The 17,889-nt window shown below is 64.9% G+C and carries 18 protein-coding genes, 1 pseudogene and 1 riboswitch; of the genes and pseudogenes, 10 read left to right on the top strand and 9 right to left on the bottom strand.

All coding sequences use genetic code 11. The annotated features are described in order from the left end of the window. Positions 1-113: 113 nt before the first annotated feature. Positions 114-758, bottom strand: a complete 645-nt coding sequence (locus tag HZR81_RS07015) for an MBL fold metallo-hydrolase (RefSeq protein ID WP_500127676.1) — start codon at positions 756-758, stop codon at positions 114-116. Positions 759-938: 180 nt separating this feature from the next. On the opposite strand from HZR81_RS07015, the gene HZR81_RS07010 reads away from it, so the two are divergent. Further along, the gene (locus HZR81_RS07010) at positions 939-2,903 is read left to right on the top strand and encodes a hybrid sensor histidine kinase/response regulator (protein ID WP_500127675.1); all 1,965 of its coding nucleotides are present in this window, start codon (positions 939-941) and stop codon (positions 2,901-2,903) included. 9 nt (positions 2,904-2,912) lie between these two features. Here HZR81_RS07010 and HZR81_RS07005 read toward each other — a convergent pair whose 3' ends face one another. After that, entirely contained in the window at positions 2,913-4,592 is a 1,680-nt protein-coding gene (locus HZR81_RS07005) for a fatty acid--CoA ligase (protein ID WP_500127674.1), read from the bottom strand. A gap of 106 nt (positions 4,593-4,698) precedes the next feature. Next, the gene (locus HZR81_RS07000) at positions 4,699-5,328 is read right to left on the bottom strand and encodes a LysE family translocator (RefSeq protein WP_079328469.1); all 630 of its coding nucleotides are present in this window, start codon (positions 5,326-5,328) and stop codon (positions 4,699-4,701) included. 71 nt (positions 5,329-5,399) lie between these two features. On the opposite strand from HZR81_RS07000, the gene HZR81_RS06995 reads away from it, so the two are divergent. The 4 genes from HZR81_RS06995 to HZR81_RS06980 all read left to right on the top strand — a co-directional run bounded on the left by HZR81_RS06995 (position 5,400) and on the right by HZR81_RS06980 (position 8,805). Further along, positions 5,400-6,359, top strand: a complete 960-nt coding sequence (locus HZR81_RS06995) for a 2-hydroxyacid dehydrogenase (protein WP_500127673.1) — start codon at positions 5,400-5,402, stop codon at positions 6,357-6,359. 70 nt (positions 6,360-6,429) lie between these two features. Beyond that, positions 6,430-7,428 (top strand): methyltransferase, encoded by a 999-nt coding sequence (locus HZR81_RS06990; protein ID WP_500127672.1) that lies wholly within the window; start codon positions 6,430-6,432, stop codon positions 7,426-7,428. A gap of 54 nt (positions 7,429-7,482) precedes the next feature. After that, positions 7,483-7,599: riboswitch (yybP-ykoY riboswitch) on the top strand. Between the two features lie 90 nt (positions 7,600-7,689). Further along, positions 7,690-8,277 carry a TMEM165/GDT1 family protein gene (locus HZR81_RS06985; protein ID WP_200600098.1) on the top strand — a complete coding sequence of 196 codons (588 nt, stop codon included), beginning with the start codon at positions 7,690-7,692 and terminating at the stop codon, positions 8,275-8,277. Positions 8,278-8,361: 84 nt separating this feature from the next. Next, the gene (locus tag HZR81_RS06980; RefSeq protein ID WP_063544561.1) at positions 8,362-8,805 is read left to right on the top strand and encodes an ester cyclase; all 444 of its coding nucleotides are present in this window, start codon (positions 8,362-8,364) and stop codon (positions 8,803-8,805) included. A 26-nt stretch (positions 8,806-8,831) separates the two neighbouring features. On the opposite strand, the gene HZR81_RS06975 is transcribed toward HZR81_RS06980, so the two are convergent. After that, positions 8,832-9,650 (bottom strand): M48 family metallopeptidase, encoded by an 819-nt coding sequence (locus HZR81_RS06975; protein ID WP_063544559.1) that lies wholly within the window; start codon positions 9,648-9,650, stop codon positions 8,832-8,834. A 121-nt stretch (positions 9,651-9,771) separates the two neighbouring features. Here HZR81_RS06975 and HZR81_RS06970 point away from each other — a divergent pair. Both HZR81_RS06970 and HZR81_RS06965 read left to right on the top strand, forming a co-directional pair. Beyond that, positions 9,772-11,334, top strand: a pseudogene (locus HZR81_RS06970) (methyl-accepting chemotaxis protein); the annotation flags it as partial. A gap of 15 nt (positions 11,335-11,349) precedes the next feature. Continuing rightward, positions 11,350-12,192, top strand: a complete 843-nt coding sequence (locus HZR81_RS06965) for a methyl-accepting chemotaxis protein (RefSeq protein ID WP_500127724.1) — start codon at positions 11,350-11,352, stop codon at positions 12,190-12,192. Positions 12,193-12,231: 39 nt separating this feature from the next. Here the strand turns inward: HZR81_RS06965 and HZR81_RS06960 are convergent, their stop codons facing one another. Genes HZR81_RS06960 through HZR81_RS06950 form a run of 3 tightly spaced genes read right to left on the bottom strand, consistent with a single transcriptional unit; the run spans position 12,232 to position 13,303 of the window. After that, entirely contained in the window at positions 12,232-12,849 is a 618-nt protein-coding gene (locus HZR81_RS06960; protein ID WP_500127671.1) for an SOS response-associated peptidase, read from the bottom strand. A gap of 11 nt (positions 12,850-12,860) precedes the next feature. Next, positions 12,861-13,121, bottom strand: coding sequence for a putative signal transducing protein (locus HZR81_RS06955; RefSeq protein WP_063544553.1), 261 nt, complete (start codon positions 13,119-13,121; stop codon positions 12,861-12,863). Next, on the bottom strand, positions 13,121-13,303 hold the full coding sequence (locus tag HZR81_RS06950) for a CPXCG motif-containing cysteine-rich protein (protein WP_063544551.1): 183 nt from the start codon (positions 13,301-13,303) through the stop codon (positions 13,121-13,123). Before HZR81_RS06950 ends, HZR81_RS06955 begins: the two co-directional genes overlap by 1 nt. Before the next feature lie 239 nt (positions 13,304-13,542). On the opposite strand from HZR81_RS06950, the gene HZR81_RS06945 reads away from it, so the two are divergent. Then, on the top strand, positions 13,543-14,709 hold the full coding sequence (locus HZR81_RS06945) for a 1-acyl-sn-glycerol-3-phosphate acyltransferase (RefSeq protein ID WP_063544549.1): 1,167 nt from the start codon (positions 13,543-13,545) through the stop codon (positions 14,707-14,709). A 54-nt stretch (positions 14,710-14,763) separates the two neighbouring features. On the opposite strand, the gene HZR81_RS06940 is transcribed toward HZR81_RS06945, so the two are convergent. Beyond that, the gene (locus HZR81_RS06940) at positions 14,764-15,039 is read right to left on the bottom strand and encodes a hypothetical protein (RefSeq protein ID WP_102840615.1); all 276 of its coding nucleotides are present in this window, start codon (positions 15,037-15,039) and stop codon (positions 14,764-14,766) included. A gap of 355 nt (positions 15,040-15,394) precedes the next feature. Here HZR81_RS06940 and HZR81_RS06935 point away from each other — a divergent pair, with 355 nt between their 5' ends. Beyond that, positions 15,395-16,744, top strand: a complete 1,350-nt coding sequence (locus HZR81_RS06935) for a DUF1329 domain-containing protein (protein ID WP_125868301.1) — start codon at positions 15,395-15,397, stop codon at positions 16,742-16,744. A 126-nt stretch (positions 16,745-16,870) separates the two neighbouring features. On the opposite strand, the gene HZR81_RS06930 is transcribed toward HZR81_RS06935, so the two are convergent. Further along, positions 16,871-17,455, bottom strand: coding sequence for a YajG family lipoprotein (locus HZR81_RS06930; protein WP_125868300.1), 585 nt, complete (start codon positions 17,453-17,455; stop codon positions 16,871-16,873). A gap of 174 nt (positions 17,456-17,629) precedes the next feature. Here HZR81_RS06930 and HZR81_RS06925 point away from each other — a divergent pair, with 174 nt between their 5' ends. Next, positions 17,630-17,821 (top strand): hypothetical protein, encoded by a 192-nt coding sequence (locus HZR81_RS06925; RefSeq protein WP_500127670.1) that lies wholly within the window; start codon positions 17,630-17,632, stop codon positions 17,819-17,821. Positions 17,822-17,889: the final 68 nt, after the last annotated feature.

The following is a 17,889-nucleotide window of genomic DNA, read 5'->3' as shown; positions in this document are numbered from 1 at the left end:
AGGGCGATCCCGTGCTCATGCGAGCCCAGCCCTGAGTGCGGCGCTAGATTAACACCGACCATGGCCAGCGATTGGAACCGTGCAGCAGAACCCGCGCAACGCCCCCTGCCTGCTCAGCCACGGACGAAAGGATTTTCGCGCATCTCGTCGCCCAGCCGGGTGTCCGGACCGTGGCCCGTCACCACCGTGGCCTCCTCATCAAGCGTGTAGAGCCGCTGCCTGATGGAGCGCTCGATCGCCGCGTAGTCGCCGCCCCACAGGTCGGTCCGCCCGATACCGCGGCGGAACAGGGTGCCACCGGCGATCAGAAGCTTGGCGTCGGCGAACCAAAAGCTCATCGAGCCCGGCGTATGCCCGGGTGTATGCAACGCCACGCCGCAGCCGCAGGCCAGCTCCTCGTCATCGGCCAGCCACCGATCGGGCGCCGGCACCGGCGTATAGGGCACGCCGAACAGGCGGCACTGCATCTCCAGATTGTCCCAGAGGAACTGATCGGCCTTGTGCAGATGCAGCGTGGCGCCGGTGCGCTCTTTCATCTTGCCGGATGCGAGAAAGTGATCCAGATGCGCATGGGTATGGATGATGCTCACCACTTTCAGCCCATGAGCGTCCAGCCGCGCCATGATCAGCTCAGGATCGCCGCCTGGGTCGACGACGATGGCCTTCTTGCTCAGCGGGTCGCCAATGATGGTGCAGTTGCACTGCAAGGGGCCGACGGGAAAGGTTTCGCGGATCAAGGTGAGTCCAGTGTCAGTCATGACATCCTCAAGCAGGGCAAGGTTAATCGCGGCGCTGGCGCAGCAAGCAACAGATTGCCGCCTGCGTGGACGACAGGCAATCACGCGGGCCGCCCGTGACCTGGCGGGCAATTTTCCCGCTGCGATGGAGTCACTACATAGACGCGCATGAGGCGCGCCGCAAAAGGGAACCTGATCGTTATGCATGATTTGCAGGCAATCATCGACGGCCTGCCCGGTATTTACCTGATCGTGGCGGCGGACGCCGATTACACCATGGTTGCCTGTAGTGATGAGCGACTGCGCATCACCATGACTCGCCGCGAGGACGTAATCGACAAGCCGCTATTCGAGGTGTTCAGCGACCAGCAACCGGACAACCCGAACTCGGGCGCCGCGACGTTGCGACGTTCACTGCAACAGGTAATCGCCACCGGGCAGCCCCAGCGCCTGACCCAGGTGCGCTACGCGATTCGGCGCCCCGATTCCAGCGGCGGTGGTTTCGAGGAACGCTTCTGGAACGTGGTCAACGCTCCGGTGAAGGATGCCGCAGGGCAAGTGCGCTATATCATCCACCGGGTCGAGGATGTCACAGCACAACGGCACGCCCAGGAGCTGGCTCGCGCACAGCTGCAGGAAAGCGACGAACGCCTGAATGCCGCATTGCTGGTATCAGGCACCGGAACCTTCTACTGGCAACTCGCGAGCCAGCGAATCGACATGGACACCGCCATGCTGCGGCTGATGGGTATGGAAGGCTTCGGCGAGATCTACCTGAGCGACCTGCTCGAGCGCGTGCATCACCAGGACCGCGAACGCATGGTGCTCCTCGGCGAGCGTTGCGCCATCGACGGCGATGACTTCGAGATGCACTTTCGCGTGCTGCTACCGGCCCTTGGGGAGCGTTGGCTGTTTGGCCGGGCAATGAATGTGCATGACCAAGCCGGACAGCCGTCCTATCTAATCGGCGCCTGCATCGACGTCACCGACCACAAGCGCACCGAACTGGCCCTGCAGCGGCTCAACGACACCCTGGAAAGTCGTGTCGAAGAAGCCATCGCCGCCCGCGCCGCCGCCGAATCGGCCCTGCACCAGGCGCAGAAGATGGAGGCGGTAGGTCAGCTCACCAGCGGCCTCGCCCATGACTTCAACAACCTGCTGGGTGGCATCGTCGGCGCGCTGGGCCTGCTCGGCCGGCGCCTGGAACAGGGACGTCATGACGAGCTGCGCCGCCATCTCGACAGTGCGCTGAGTTCCGCTGACCGGGCGGCAGCGCTTACTCACCGGTTGCTGGCATTCTCCCGGCGTCAGCCGTTGCATCTTCGCCCGACCGACGCCAACGCGCTGGTCGATGGCATGCGCGAATTGCTGCAGCGAACCATCGGCCCGCTGGTGACCTTCGACCTGGCATTGGCGCACAACCTCTGGCTGACCCGGTGCGACGCCAATCAATTGGAGAATGTATTGTTGAACTTGGCGCTCAATGCGCGAGACGCCATGCCCGACGGCGGCCGCCTGGGCATCAGGACCGCTAACCAGACACTCGATGAATCAGCTGCCGCGCGCCTGGGCATGACTGCAGGCGACTACGTGGTGTTGAGCGTGGAAGACACGGGCAGTGGTATCGCCCCGGAAAAGCTGCCCTACGTTTTCGACCCCTTCTTCACCACCAAGCCGCTGGGCGCCGGTACCGGGCTCGGCCTGTCGATGGTCTACGGTTTCGCCCGCCAATCGGGAGGCAGTGCTCAGATCGACAGTACGCCCGGACAGGGCACCTCGGTCTGCCTGTATCTGCCGCGCTACAGTGGCGCGCTGAGCGAGCAGACGGAGCAGACGGCACCGCGACAGCTGCCGAGCGGCATAGCCGGCCGGCGGGTGCTGGTGGTGGATGACGAGGACAGTATCCGCACGCTGGTCTGCGAGGTGCTGGAGGAAATGGGTCACCGGACGTTGCAGGCGGCCAATGGCGTCACCGCCCTCGACCTGCTGGCGGAGGCCGGTTCGATAGACCTGCTGATTACCGATATCGGCCTGCCGGGCGGCATGAACGGCCACCAGTTCGCCGAGCAGCCCTCTGCGCCAGCGCAGGAGCTGCTCGGCAAACCCTTCACGCTGGATGCCTTGCAGACGCGGGTGCAGACGCTGCTGGCGTCCACCCCCGCCTAGCCGAACGCCTCAGCGCGAGGCCTGTTGCGCACTCTCCTCCTGCCAGCGGGCGATTTCGCTGCGGATGCGCTTCTTGTCCAGCTTGCCGACGCTGGTCTTGGGAATCTCGCTCACCACGGCGATCTGCTGGGGAACCGCCCACTTGTTGATATGCCCTTCGGTGACCGCCGGTTCGAGGAAGGCGCGCAGCTGCTCGGCATTCAACTCGCGGCCTTCGGCCAGCACCACCAGCGCAAACGGCCGTTCGCCCCAGCGCTCGTCCGGCACACCGACCACAGCCACGTCACGCACCGCCTCGTGGCGGCTGATCAACCCCTCGAGCGTCAGTGACGACAACCACTCGCCACCGGTCTTGATCACGTCCTTGATGCGGTCACGGATCTCGATATTGGCCATCTCGTCGATCACCGCGACGTCGCCGGTGTGCAGCCAGCCGCCGGCCCAGAGCTCCTCACTCTTTTCCGGCTCGTTGTAGTAGCCCTGGGTCAGCCAGGGCGCCCGCAGTACCAACTCGCCCTGAGAGGCGCCATCCGCCGGCAGGAAACTGCCATCGGCGGCCTGGATCGCCGCGTCCACCAGCACCACCGGCACGCCCGCCTTGAGGTGGAAGGTGCTACGCGTGTCCTCGTCGGCCTCGAGCAACTCGTCGTTGATGTGCGCTCCTGAGATCAGCGGGCAGGTCTCGGACATGCCGTAGGCCGCGATCAGGTTCATGCCGCGGGCCTTGGCCTGGTCGTACAGGCCCCGAGTCAGCGCGCTGCCGCCGATGGTGATCTTCCAGCCCTTGAAGTCGGTGCCCTGGGCGGCCTTGGCATTGAGCAGCATCTGCACGATGGTCGGCACGCAATGGGAAAAGGTCACCTGCTCGCGGCGCCAGAGATCGATCAGGTACTCGGGGTCGTAGCGGCCCGGGTAGACCTGCTTCAGGCCGAGCATGGTGGCAACGTAGGGCAGCCCCCAGGCATGCACGTGGAACATCGGCGTGATCGGCATGTAGACGTCGTCCGAACCCATCAGTCGCGGGTTCTCCCGACAGCCGACGGTCACCGCCGCAGCCAGGGTGTGCAGCACCAGCTGACGATGGGTGAAATACACGCCCTTGGGATTGCCGGTGGTGCCCGTGGTGTAGAAGGTCGTGGCGACCGAGTCCTCGTCGAAGTCGGGGAAGTCGTAGCTCGGCGCTGCGGCGGCCAGCAGGCTTTCGTATTCGCCGACGCAGTCCGGCAAGCCGGCATCACGCGCCTCGCCATCGGTGAGCAGCAGCGTTTTCTGCACGGTGGTCAGCTGCCCGGCGATTGCCTGGTACAGCGGCACGAACTCGCTGTTGACAAGCACGAAGCGGTCGTCGGCATGGTTCATGGTGTAGAGGATCTGATCCGGCGACAGGCGCACGTTGATGGTGTGCACCACCGCGCCGATCATCGGGATGGCGAACATGCATTCGAGGTAGCGATGGCTGTCCCAGTCCATCACCGCCACCGTATCGCCCGGCTTGACCCCGGCCGCGGTCAGCACGTTGGCCAGCCGCGCGACCCGTTCGTTGAGGGTGCGGTAGTCGTAACGCAGCTGGTCGCGGTAGACGATTTCCCGGCTGCGCTCGTAGCGCACGCCGGACAGCAGCAGGCGCTTGATCAGCAGGGGATACTGGTAGGCGTTCGCCGCGGGCTTGATGACACGGGTCTGCAGCATGGAGGGCATCCTGTTCTTGTTGGACTTGTACGCTGCACTCTAGAGCGTCGCCCCCCGGGCAAAATCAGTCCAAAGGATTATTTTCCCCGCACCTCGTTTCAGCGTGTTAACCGATCTCGCTCAGGGCCAGGCGAGCGCCGAGGCCGATCAGCACCGCCCCCGTCAGCCGATCGAACCAGTGCCCCATGCGCGCAAAGCCAGCACGCACGCGGCCTCGGCTGAACAGCCAGGCCACCAGCAGAAACCACAGCGCAGTCGCACCGGCGAGGTAGAGACCGTAGCCGGCCTGCACCAGCAGCGGCGTATCGGGGCTGATCACGACGGTGAATAGCGAGAGGAAGAACAGCGTGGCCTTGGGATTCAGGCCATTGGTGACGAAGCCGATCACGAACGCCCGCCACGCGCTTCGCGCCACCGGTGCGTTCGCCCCGTCGATCGCCTCCAGGCTCATCGGCCGAGCCCGCAGCGCTCGCCAGCCGAGGTACACCAGATAAGCGGCCGCCAGCCACTTGAAGAGGTTGAACAGCACAATCGACTGCGAGACGATCAGGCCGATGCCGAGCAGGGAGTAGGCGACATGGACGAATATTCCGCAGCCGACTCCCAGCGCCGTCCAGCTACCCGCACGCCGGCCCTGCGCCACGCTTTCGCGCACCACCACCGCGAAATCCGGGCCGGGGCTCGCCACCGCGAGCAGATGCACCAGCGCCACGGTCATAAACTCCATCCAGTACACAATCCGCTCTCCACGCTTAAGCCGGGCTAGACATTGTCGTCCAGCCCCGGCGACTTCGAAAGGTACAGTTGATGCCCATTCGCGCCGTTTTCCTCGACCTCTCCCCGCTCGATCAGGGCGATCTCGATCTCGTCCCGCTGCGCAGCGCCTTCGACGAGCTGGTCTGCCATGAACTGAGTTCGCCGGACCAGATCGTCGAGCGTCTGCGCGGCGCCCAGGTGGCCATCGTCAACAAGGTGGCGCTTGATGCAGAGACGCTCGCCGCCTGCCCGGAACTCAAGCTGATCCTCGTCTCGGCCACCGGCGTCAACAACATCGACCTGCAGGCCGCCCGCGAACGAGGCATCGTCGTCAGCAATTGCCAGGCCTACGGCACCCCAACCGTCGCCCAGCACACCCTGATGCTGCTGCTGGCCCTGGCCACGCGGCTGCCCGACTACCAGGCCGCCGTCGCCCGCGGACGCTGGCAGGAAAGCGGACAGTTCTGCCTGCTCGACTTCCCCATCGTCGAGCTCGAAGGCAAGACCCTCGGCCTGCTTGGGCATGGCGAGTTGGGCAGCGCCGTGGCGAAGCTCGCCGAAGCCCTGGGCATGCGCGTGCTGGTCGGCAACCTACCGGGACGGCCGAAGCGCCCGGATCGCCTCGACCTGGACGAGCTGCTGCCGCAGGTCGATGCGCTGACCCTGCACTGCCCGCTGACCGAACAGACGCGCAATCTCATCGGTGCCCGCGAGCTGCAGTTGATGAAGCCGAGCGCCTTCCTGATCAACGCCGCCCGTGGCGGTCTGGTGGACGAACAGGCATTGGCCGATGCGCTGCGCCGCGGCCACCTGGGTGGCGCCGCCACCGACGTGCTGACCAGCGAGCCGCCACGCGACGACAACCCGTTGCTAGCCCCGGACCTGCCGCGCCTGATCATCACGCCGCACAGCGCCTGGGGCAGCCGCGAGGCACGCCAGCGCATCGTTGGCCAGCTGGCCGAGAACGCCACGGCCTTCTTCGCCGGCAGCCCACTCCGCCAGGTCAATTGAGCCGGCAACTACGGCTTGCGAGAGAAGCCACCGCGCCCCTAAGCTTCCGGCCTTTTTCAGGGAGACCCCAATGGACCCGCGAAGCGAAGTGCTGCTGCGTCAGGCCGAGCTGTTCGGCGGCCGGGTATTGCTCGCCGGCCTGCCGGCCGACGATCTGCTGGGGCAGCTGACAGGCGCTACCGCCTGGAGCTGGCACGCCGGCGAACAGCAGCAGCTGGACAAGCGCTTCGGCGGGCGCTGCAGCTTCGGCGTCGCCCCGCCGCAGGGGGCGTTCGACACGGCCGTGCTGTTCCTGCCGAAGTCCCGCGAGCTGACCGACTACCTGTTGCAGGCCCTGGCGGCACGTTTGCCCGGCCGACCGCTGTACCTGGTGGGCGAGAAGCGCGGCGGCATCGAGCGTGCCGCCAAGCAGCTGGCCAGCTTCGGCCGCGCACGCAAGCTCGACAGTGCCCGTCACTGCCAGCTCTGGCAGGTCGAGGTCGAGCAGGCGCCCGCCGCGCCGGATCTCGATGCGCTGGCCAGCCGCTTCACCCTGCAACTGACTGACGGGCCGCTCGAGGCGGTCAGCCTGCCCGGCGTGTTCAGCCATGGCCGCCTGGATCTGGGCAGCGCTCTGTTGCTCGAGCACCTCGACGACCTGCCCGGCGGCCGACTGCTGGATTTCGGCTGCGGTGCCGGCATTCTCGGCGCCACGCTGAAACGCCGTTATCCGCAAAGCGAGCTGGTGCTGCTGGACGTCGACGCCTTCGCCGTCGAGAGCAGTCGCCGGACGCTTGCCGCGAACGGGCTCGAAGCTGAAGTCATTGCCGGCGATGGCATCGTCGCCGCGCCTCGGCAACTGGCTGCGATCGTCAGTAACCCGCCGTTCCATCAGGGCGTGCACACCAGCTACCGGGCCAGCGAGACGCTGATCGAACGCGCCGCCGAGCACCTGATCAGCGATGGCGAGCTGCGGCTGGTGGCCAACGCGTTCCTCAGGTATCCCCCCCTGATCGAGCAGCATCTTGGCCCGTGCCACACGCTCGCCGAGCGCGACGGCTTCCGTATCTACCGCGCCTTGCGGCCCTGATGCCCGCGACCGGCGGTTGCACCGACCGGCCGGTTGCGGCAAACTCGCCGCCGTCCTTGGGGGAGTAGTCTCCGACGAGCGCCCTGCTCGTCCGGCATGCGTCAACATACTTGGTCCACAGACCATGGCGCATGCGACCGGCCAGCGCGTAACGATACGCCAGGCCAGGTTTGACAAGACCCATGACATGTACACCTGACCCGGGCGGGCAGGCTGCGCATGTCATGGTGAATCTGTCGACCCGCCCTAAAGGAATGCCGCTTGGAATCGTTTTTCGTCCCCACCCTGATCGTTGCGCTCGCCGAAATCGGCGACAAGACGCAGTTGCTCGCGCTGCTGCTGGCGGCGCGTTATCGGCGACCCTGGCCGATCATCTGGGGCATTGTCGTCGCCACCTTGGCCAACCACGCCGCCGCCGGTGCGGTCGGCAGCTGGGTATCGAGCCTGCTCTCGCCGGTAGCGCTGAGCTGGATACTGGCGGCCAGCTTCGCTGCGGTCGCGCTATGGACGCTGGTGCCGGACAAACTCGATGACGACGACGCCAAGCTCGGCCGCCCCTACGGCCCGTTTATCGCGACAACAATCGCCTTCTTCATTGCCGAGATGGGCGACAAGACCCAGGTCGCGACGGTGATGCTCGCCGCGCAGTATCCGGAATTCATGCTGGTCATCCTCGGCACCACGGTCGGCATGCTGCTGGCCAACGTTCCGGTGGTACTGGCCAGCCACTTCGCCGCCGACCGGCTGCCGCTGACGCTGATCCGCCGGGTCGCCGCCGCCGGCTTTGCCGCACTGGCGCTGTACGCCGGCTATCAGGCGCTGACCATGAGCACGATTGTCTCAGGCTGATACCCAGCGCAAATCTGCGCAACCGGGGAGCTGATAGAGTGCGCTACCGCAGCGCACATCAGCGCCCCGAGGAGATCAGGCTGCATGTCAGCGGATGGACGCAAGAAACGAGTCTGCAACCATATCGATCTGAGCTGGAACAAGGGCCGTCTGGCCCTTTCCGAACAGATGCAGAGCAAGTATTTCGCCTACAAGGGCTCATTCATTGGCCAGCCGCTGAACAGCGCAGGCTTCGCCGAGCTCGTGCGTAGTGTGCGTAGCGCCATGCCGGACCTGGAAGTGGTGGTGGATGAGTGCATCTGCGAGGGCCACAAGGTGGTCACCTCGAGCACGGTGATGGGAACACTGGCGACGCCGCTGTTCGGCTATTCGGCCACCGACAAGATCCTCGCCATCGCCGCGATGAGCGTCTGGACGCTCAATCCGGCCGGCGATATCGAGGAAATTCACACTCTGATCGATCTTGAGGGCGTGCACCAGCAGCTGGGTATCGAAACACCTCTCTCGACCCTGCTGTCGCCGACCTGAGCGGTCGGCGAGCCGCGTCGCCTCGGTCAGCGGCCGCTGCGGGCCTGCTCGTAGAGCGGCATCACTTTCGGAATATTGGCACGCAGCGCCGCGGTGCGAGTCGCCGAGGATGGGTGGGTGCTCATGAACTCAGGCGGAGCCGAACCACCGGCCGAGGCCATCTTTTCCCACAGCGTGATCGCCGCGTTCGGGTTGTAACCGGCACGGGCGGCCAGCTCCAGACCAATCAGATCCGCTTCGTTCTCGTTGCCGCGGCTGTTGGGCAGCGTCATCAGGTATTCGACGCCCATGTTCGCCAGCTGCAGGCCACCCGTACCGACACCCATGGCCGAACCCAACTGAGTCGCCATCTGCACGCCATAGGCCTTGGACATGGCTTCGCGGCCGTGCTCACGCAATGCGTGGGCGATCTCGTGCCCCATCACCGCCGCGATCTCGTCATCGGTGAGCTTCAGCTTCTCGATCAGGCCGGTGTAGAAGATGATCTTGCCGCCCGGGCCGCAGTTGGCGTTGAGCTCCGGACTGTCAATGACGTTGACCTGCCAATCCCATTGCGTGGCATCGGGACGGAACACTCCGACCTTGGCGATCAGCCGCTGGGCAATGCCGTTGACCCGCTTGGCGATTGCACTGTTCTTCTCCAGCACACCCTTGCTCGACGCCGCACTGAGCGTCTCCTGGTAGGACTGGGCATACATCTGGTTGACCTGCTCGGTCGACAGCATGCTGAACATGTACTGCTTGCGGTCGACGCCTACGGCGCCGCCGCTGGTGGTGTTGACGGCCTGACAGCCCGCCAGCACGACAGCAGCGGCCAACAGCGACAATCTGTGCGGCTTAAACATCGAGTTTCTCCGGAAAACCTGCGCCGTATCCTAGGGTCTGTTCCCGTTTCGTCGCAAGCCACGTTGCTGCGCCAAATGGCGCCATGGCCGGGCGGCGTTCCGCAGGCGCGGGACGCAGGTAATGGTGGTTCCCTTGCCAAGTCCCGCAACGCCGCATGGCGCCATTTGCCGCGCAACCCGCAGGGCCGGGCCGTTTTTTGCGCGATGCGGCGTTACTTGTCGCTTATTTGGAATGACCAAACTTCGCTCCTCGTGCCTTGCCTCGCGCAAAAAACGGCTCCGGCGCGGCCGCGTACGAAACGGGAACAGACCCTATCGCGGGCCCACCTGTCAGGCAACCGAACGTGCCGCTGCAGTTGTCGCAAATCCGGCCGATAGCCTGCCTATCCGCTGCGCAATTGGAGTTCCGCACATGTTCCGATCCATCCAGACCGCCTTTGCCGCGCTGGCCGGCACCTGCACCCTGGCCGTGATCGCCGCACTTCTGCTATATGCCATGGTTTCCGGCATGCGCAGCCAGGCGCTGGTCGAGGAGCGGACCCGCTCGCTGATCGACGGCATGGTCGAGCAGCGCGTCACCGCCCTCGCCCAGACCCAGGTCAGCCGGATCCAGGCGCAACTGCAGGCGCCTCTGCAGATCGCCACGAGCCTCGCGCGGGTGCACACGCTTACCGCGCTGACCGGCGACGACGGTATGCCGATGGCCAACCTCCGGCGCGAGGAACTGATCAACCTCGCCCGCCAGACGCTGATCGAGAATCCCGAGCTGACCAGCACCTATATCGCCTGGGAGCCCAACGGTGTGGATGCCAACGACCTGATGTATCGCGGCGACGAGCCGGGCATGGTCGACGGTCGCTTCGCCAGCTGGGTATACCGCGACGGCAGCGGCAAGCTGTTGGTCGACCGCCTCACCGATATCGAAGACACCCGACTGCTGGATACAGGCGTACGTGCCGGCGAGTACTACCTGTGCCCGCGCGAGCAACTCAAACCGTGCGTCGGCGATCCCGCCCCCTATGAGATGAATGGCAAAACGTCGCTACTGTCTTCGTTCAACGCGCCGATCATCGTCGACGGCAAATTCCATGGCATCGTCGGCGCGGACATCAGTGTCGACTTCATCCAGCAACTGCTGAGCAATGCCAATGCGCAGCTCTATGGCGGTGTCGGGCAGATCGCGCTGATCTCGAACAACGGCCGCCTGGCCGCCTACAGCAGCGACAAGAACCTGATCGGCAAGCCGGCAGCACAGATCCTCGACGCCGAGGAGCAAGCGCTCGTCCAGCGCCTGCCGGCCGGCCAAACCCATTATCAGATCGACCAGGCGAATGGCCACGTCGCATTGTTCCTGCCTTTCTCCTTTGACGGCACCGACGCCCGCTGGGTACTGATGCTGCAGCTACCGATTGCCGAAGTCATGAAGGACCTGGAACAGCTCATGGCGGCGCTCGGCGAGGAAAGCCGCAGCAGCCTGGCCACCATGCTGATCATCGGCATGCTGATCGGCCTTGCCGGCCTGCTGGCAATCTGGCTGGTCAGCCGGCGCATCACCCGTCCGCTGCGCGAGATGGTGGTGATGCTGGACAACATCGGCCAGGGCGAAGGCGACCTGACCCAGCGCCTGAACATCAACAGTCGCAACGAGCTAGGCCAGATTGCCGCCGGCTTCAACGCCTTCCTGGCACGCCTGCAGGGCATGATCGGCGAGGTGGTCGGATCAGTGCAGAAGGTCAGCGACGCTTCCGAGCACACCGCCGACATCGCTATCCGTACCGACAAGGGGGTGCAGACGCAACTGGCGGAAATCGAGCTGGTGGCCACCGCTGTGCACGAAATGACCGCAACGGCTCAGGACGTGGCGCGCAACGCGACCCAGGCGGCCGAAGCGGCGGGCAATGCTGACCGCGCCGCGAATCAGGGCCGGCATATCGTCCAGGACACCGGCTCGACCATCGCCGAACTGGCCGACGAGATCGGCCGTGCAGTGGAGGTGGTGCAGACGCTGGCTCGCGACAGCGAAAATATCGACGCCATTCTGGTCACCATTCGCAGCATCGCCGAGCAGACCAATCTGCTGGCCTTGAACGCCGCGATCGAGGCGGCGCGTGCTGGCGAGCAGGGCCGCGGCTTCGCCGTCGTGGCCGACGAAGTCCGCAACCTCGCGCAGAAGACGCAGCAGGCGACCGGCGAGATTCAGCAGATGATCCAGCAGCTGCAGAACGGCACCCGGGACGTGGTGCAGGTGATGGAGCAGAGTCAGAACCGCACCCAGCGCAGCGTCGAGCAGGCCGATGCGGCTGCCGAAGCGCTGCAGGCAATCACCCAGGCGGTCTCGCTGATCCACGACATGAACAACCAGATCGCCAGCGCCGCCGAGGAACAGAGCGCCGTGGCCGAGGACATCAACCGCAACGTCACCAACATCGGTCAGGTCGCACAGGAGGTCGCCGGTGGCGCCGAGGAAGCCAGCCAGGCCAGCGCCGGCCTGACACGTCTGGCCGAGCAGCAGCGCCGCCTGATCAATCAGTTCAGGGTCTGACCGGAGCTGTCGGCAGGACCGGGCAGCCAGGCGGATGTCTCAAGCGGGGGTGAGGCATTCTGGAGAATCGAGGCGCGGGTCGTTGACCAGCGTCGCCAGCGGCCGCTCGCGCAGCGTCGGGGCTGGTTGCAGCAACAATTGCTGAAGCGTTTCGGGAGGGGTGGCGGGATCGAGCCACGCCGCCTGCCCCGCCTCGTCGAGGATCAGCGGCCGGCGCAGCGTGGCCGCCGGCTGGGTCACGACAGCAGCACTGAGATAGGTGTGCCCCTGCACCGGATAGGCTTCCCAGAGCGCGGCGAAATAGGCGAGCGAGCCTTCGCAGGTCATCCAATAGGGGCGCTTGCGCGCCGAGCCGCGCCATTCATAGAAGCCGTTGGCTGGCAGCAACCCGCGGCGCAGGCGAAACGCCTCGCGGAACATCGGCTGCTCGCTGATGGTTTCCGCCCGCGCCTGGGCCGGCGTGCGCGTCAGATCGGTAAGCCAGGCCGGCGTCAGCCCCCAGCGCACGCGGCTGAGCTGCAGCTGCGCATCGACCTTGCGCAACAGCAGCACCGAAGCGCCGGGCGCGAGGCTCCAGTGCGGTTGCTGATCGGAGGGGAAGCCAGGCAAGGCAGCGAAGTCCTGGCTCCAGCGAAAAAGGGCATAGCGACCGCACATAAAAAGACTCGTCAGCAGATCAGTTCGCCGGGGTAACTCTCCGGTTCATCGCCCGGCAACGGCTCGGCGCCATTGTACGCAGCGATCAGCTGACGTGCCCGCTCGGCATCCTCATCCGCGACCATGAGTCCGAGTAGCCCGGCCGCCGGCAGTTCGCCCATGGCGCCGATCAGATGACTGCCCGCCAGGAATGCCTCGATGCCCTCGGCAACCAACATGCCGCTGAGCATTTCCGCCTCCAGCAGATCGCGCGGCTCGTAGATACGCCGCATCATTCGTCCTCCCCACGGGTTTCCAGCTGCCACTGCTCGCCGTCCGTATGCAGATCGAAGACGATCGGCCGGCAGCACACGGCGCAGTCCTCGATGTACTGCTGATCGCCCGCGCTGAGATCGAGAACGGCCTCGACCGGCTCGCCGCAATAGGGGCAATGAAAGAGCTGTGTTTCCAGCATCGGTCCTCCGCGTGACTTGTCGCTATAATCGCCGTCTTTAAAGGTCGCTGATTCGAGCCTTTAAGAAGACCGACTCGGTGTGTCCCGCAATTGGGCACCCTGGGCCGCAAGCAGGGTTTCACAGGCATGCGGCGAAACGGCCGTTTACTCGATGAGTATGAGCCAGCCGGCTCCGGTCCGTTCCGCGAATTGCCTGCCCACCCGCTGCAGGCCCGTTCCTCGTTTCCTTTACAGAGAGCATGATGGACGAATTCGAAGCCATCCGACCCTACGCCGACGCCGAAGTACCGCTGGTCATGGCGCGCCTGTTCGCCGATCGCGAGTTTCTCGACATTCTGGCGCACTTCCGTTTCCCGCGGCTGGCCGACAGCCTGGGCTGGCTGATCAAGCCGGTCATCTCGCAGCGGTTGCGCAAACAGTTCGCCAGCATCCATACGGTGGATGCCCTGCAGCACAAGATCGAGGCCTACATCGACCGCACCATCGAGCGTGCCACCGACGGCGTCACCTTCTCCGGGCTCGAGCAGCTGCAGAAAGGCCGAGCCTATCTGTTCCTGGCCAATCACCGCGACATCGTCATGGACCCGGCCTTCGTCAACTATGCGGTCTATCAGGCCGGCATCCGCACTCCGCGTATCGCCATCGGCGACAACCTGCTGCAGCGCCCCTTCGTCAGCGACCTGATGCGCCTGAACAAGAGCTTCATCGTGCGCCGCTCGATCACCGGCCGCCGCGAGAAGCTGGCCGCCTACCAGGTGCTTTCGGCATACATCAACCACTCGATCCGCAACGACGGCGAGTCGGTCTGGATCGCTCAGGCCGAAGGCCGCGCCAAGGACGGTGACGACCGCACCGACTCGGCCATTCTCAAGATGCTGCACATGAGTCGCAAGGACGAAGCCTTCGCCGAAGCACTGGCGGCGCTGCGCCCGGTGCCGGTGTCGATCAGCTACGAATACGACCCCTGCGACCAGGCCAAGGCCCGCGAGCTGTACATCCGCGCCACCACCGGGACCTACAGCAAGGCGCCAGGCGAGGATGACGCGAGCATCGCCCTGGGTATCACTGGCTATAAAGGCCGGGTGCACATCGCCTTCGGCACGCCAATGGAAAGCGTGCCCGAGGACGCCAAGCAGATGGCCCTGGTGGTGGATCGGCAGATTCTCGGCAGCTACCGGCTATTCCCGGTGCACTACCTGGCGTACCGCCTGTGGGACGAGCAGGACCCGGAAATCCAGGTGCCCAGCGCCGCCGAGCTATTCAGCCCCGAGGAAGTCGAGCGCGCCGAGGCCGAATGGAGCAAACGCCTGGCCGCCTGCCCGAGCGTGCAGCAGCCGTACCTGATCCAGCAGTACGCGACACCGGTGCGCAACCAGTATCGCCTGCTGGCGGGCATGGAACCCTGAGCGGTTGACGCGGCCCGCCGTGCATCGCCAGCAGGCCCGCTCTGAGCGCGACGCTCAGAGCATCCGCGAGGCCATGGAGAGGCCGAGGGCGAGCGCCAGAGCGCCCGCACCGAAGCGGTAGAAGGCCTGATTGATCCGAGCGGTCGAAGCCGCGCGGGCCGGCAGCGTAGAGGAGCCGACCGCGGCCTGAGTCGCCCGAGAACTGGCCCGCGCGATCCGCCACTGGGTCGCGACCAGCAGCCAACCGCCACAAAGGGCGCACACCAGAGCTAGCGCATTGAGAAGCAACGCCGGAGCCAGTATCAGCTCGGACTGCGCGTAAAACATCATTGGAATTCCTCGGGTTGCACTTCTTCTGGCCGATGCCAGGCAGCCGCCCAGTGTACTTGTGCCGAGCCGCTTCGCCACATAAGTCCGACGGGATGGCTAATCTTCGAAGCATTATCACTCCAGATTATGGCGTCATGTTCACCGGTCGGCCTTGACTTATGACCGGCCCCACCTTCACCCTCGGCATACCTCGAAACGGCGAAATAGAGCATGTGCGGGGGTGGACGGCGACAGCCATTGGCATCACCCGGAGTCGCTGCCGGCACACATCGCTACGCCGATCACTTGGTGCCGGCTTTGGCTGCGCCACGGGGAATCAGTATTCAGAAAACAGGACGAAATAATGAAAACAACAATGTTCACAACCGGAGCGTTAACCCTTTCGCTGCTGGCCAGTAGCGCCATGGCTGCGGTATCCGAGTCCGAGGCGGCGCGCCTGGGCAACGAGCTGACCCCGGTCGGCGCAGAGAAGGCCGGCAATGCGGCAGGCACCATTCCGGCCTGGACCGGTGGTCTGGCACAGGACGCCGCGCCGGTCACGCCCGATGGCTTCGTCGGCGATCCCTACGCCAGCGACAAGCCGAAGTTCACCATCACCGCGCAGAACTACGAGCAGTACAAGGACAACCTGACGCCCGGGCAGATCGCGATGCTCAAGCGCTACCCGAACAGCTACCGTCTGCCGGTCTATGAGACCCGCCGCAGCGCCGCGATGCCGCAGCACGTCTATGACGCCGCCGCTCGCAACGCCACGCAGACCAAACTGGTCCGCGGCGGCAACGGCCTGGAGAACTTCGACAAGGCGATTGCCTTCCCGATTCCCCAGGACGGCCTGGAAGTGGCCTGGAACCACATCACCCGCTATCGCGGCGGCTCCGCGCGCCGGGTCGTGGCACAAGCCACGCCGCAGGTCAACGGCAGCTTCAGCCTGGTCAAGTTCGTCGATGAGGTGGTCTACACCGATACCCTCACCGACTACAACCCAGAGAAGCATGGCAACGTGCTGTTCTACTTCAAGCAGCAGGTCACCGAGCCCTCCCGCCTCGCCGGCAACGTGCTGTTGGTGCACGAAACCCTGGACCAGGTGAAGGAGCCGCGCATGGCCTGGATCTACAATGCCGGCCAGCGCCGTGTGCGCCGCGCCCCGCAGGTCGCCTATGACGGCCCGGGCACTGCTGCGGACGGCCTGCGCACTTCCGACAACCTGGACATGTTCAACGGCGCGCCGGACCGCTACGACTGGAAACTGATCGGCAAGAAGGAGCTGTACATCCCCTATAACTCCTATCGCCTGGACTCGCCCGAGCTGAAGTACGAAGACATCGTCAAGGCCGGCCATATCAACCAGGATCTGACCCGCTACGAGCTGCACCGCGTATGGGAAGTGGAAGCGACCCTCAAGGCGGGCGAGCGCCATATCTATGCCAAGCGCCACTTCTTCATCGACGAGGACACCTGGCAGGCCGCGGTCGTCGATCACTACGATGGTCGCAACCAGCTCTGGCGCGTCGCCGAGGCGCACAGCCTGCATTTCTACAACGTACAGGTCCCGCTGTACTCCATGGAGACCCTCTACGATCTCATCTCGGGCCGCTATCTGGTCATGGGCATGAAGAACGAAGAGAAGAACCCCTACACCTATAACTACAAGGCCAACTCCAACCAGTACACTCCGGCCGCTCTGCGCAACTCCGGCGTACGCTGATACAGCCTGGTCGCCACTGACGCCCCGCCTCGTGCGGGGCGTCGTCGTTATTACCCATGCAAAAGAAAACCCCGCCGCGGACAGCCGCGGCGGGGTTCGGAGAGGCTTGCGGTATTGCGCGCAGGCTTACTCAGCCAGCAGACGACCGATGTTGTCGTCGCGGAACACCCGGCTCAGCGCGTCGCTCAAGACGTCACTGACCAGCTTGGTGTTGGTCTGCTCGTTGGGCGCCATGCCGAAGCGCTGATTCAACGAGGCCCCATAACGGCCGTTGTAGCGCTTGCCGGCATTCTGCACCTCGACCTTCAGCGTCGCGCCGATGTTGGCCTCGGTGACGTACAGCCCCTCTTTCGGCGACTGATACTTAAGCTCGGCCAAGGTCAGCGTCAGCTGCGGTGCGTTATAGGCGTTCGGCGATGGCGTGAAACCGAGCAGCCGCACGGCGGCTTCGGTCTGGGCCTGCAGCTTGGGGATGACCTTGGCACTCGGCACGATCACCGCGCTGGTTTCCGGATACAGGCCGCCACGAGTGCCGAGGGTCGGCGATGGGCGCGCATCGACCACCCGTACGACCACGGGCTGCCCCTGGCCAACGGGATTGATGGTGCCGTTGAGTTTGGGGTTGGGATCGAGCTGCTGCGGGCTGTGGGCACAACCGACCAGACTCATTCCAAGAACGGTGACAAGACCGAACAACAGGCGTTGCAGCATGCTGTTTTCTCCAGGGTTAGGGGCGATGAATGCGGCGCAGTATACCCACCGGCACGACGCGCCGACAGTGATGCGATTCAGACCGGCGGCGCCACTGCCGCGTTCCTTTTCACGCTGTTGTCACACGGCTTTGCGATAACGGCGACATGCCAATCATCATGAGTGCAGACCATCATGCGCCAGCTCATTTCCCTGTTGCGCCGCCGCCCGCCTCGCCATTTCGCCATGCTGGATGAACATGGCCGCTGCCGCATGCTGCTCAGCAGCGTCTGCAAGCCTGAGGGCGTCGCCTGGGTCGAGGTCGAGGAAGCTCGCCTGAGCTGGATTGGCCAGCCGCTTCCCGCCGAGAGCCTGCGCGCGGCGTGATGCGCAGGTAAACCCGGAGGCACAAAAAAGCCCCGTACGTTCGGTACGGGGCTTTTTTCGCTTCAGCG

The organism is Pseudomonas sp. LM13, from assembly GCF_041381355.1.
GTDB classification, from domain to species: Bacteria; Pseudomonadota; Gammaproteobacteria; order Pseudomonadales; family Pseudomonadaceae; genus Stutzerimonas; species Stutzerimonas frequens.
Note: the sequence above shows the minus strand (reverse complement) of the source record. Positions and strands in the feature narration are given on the sequence as shown.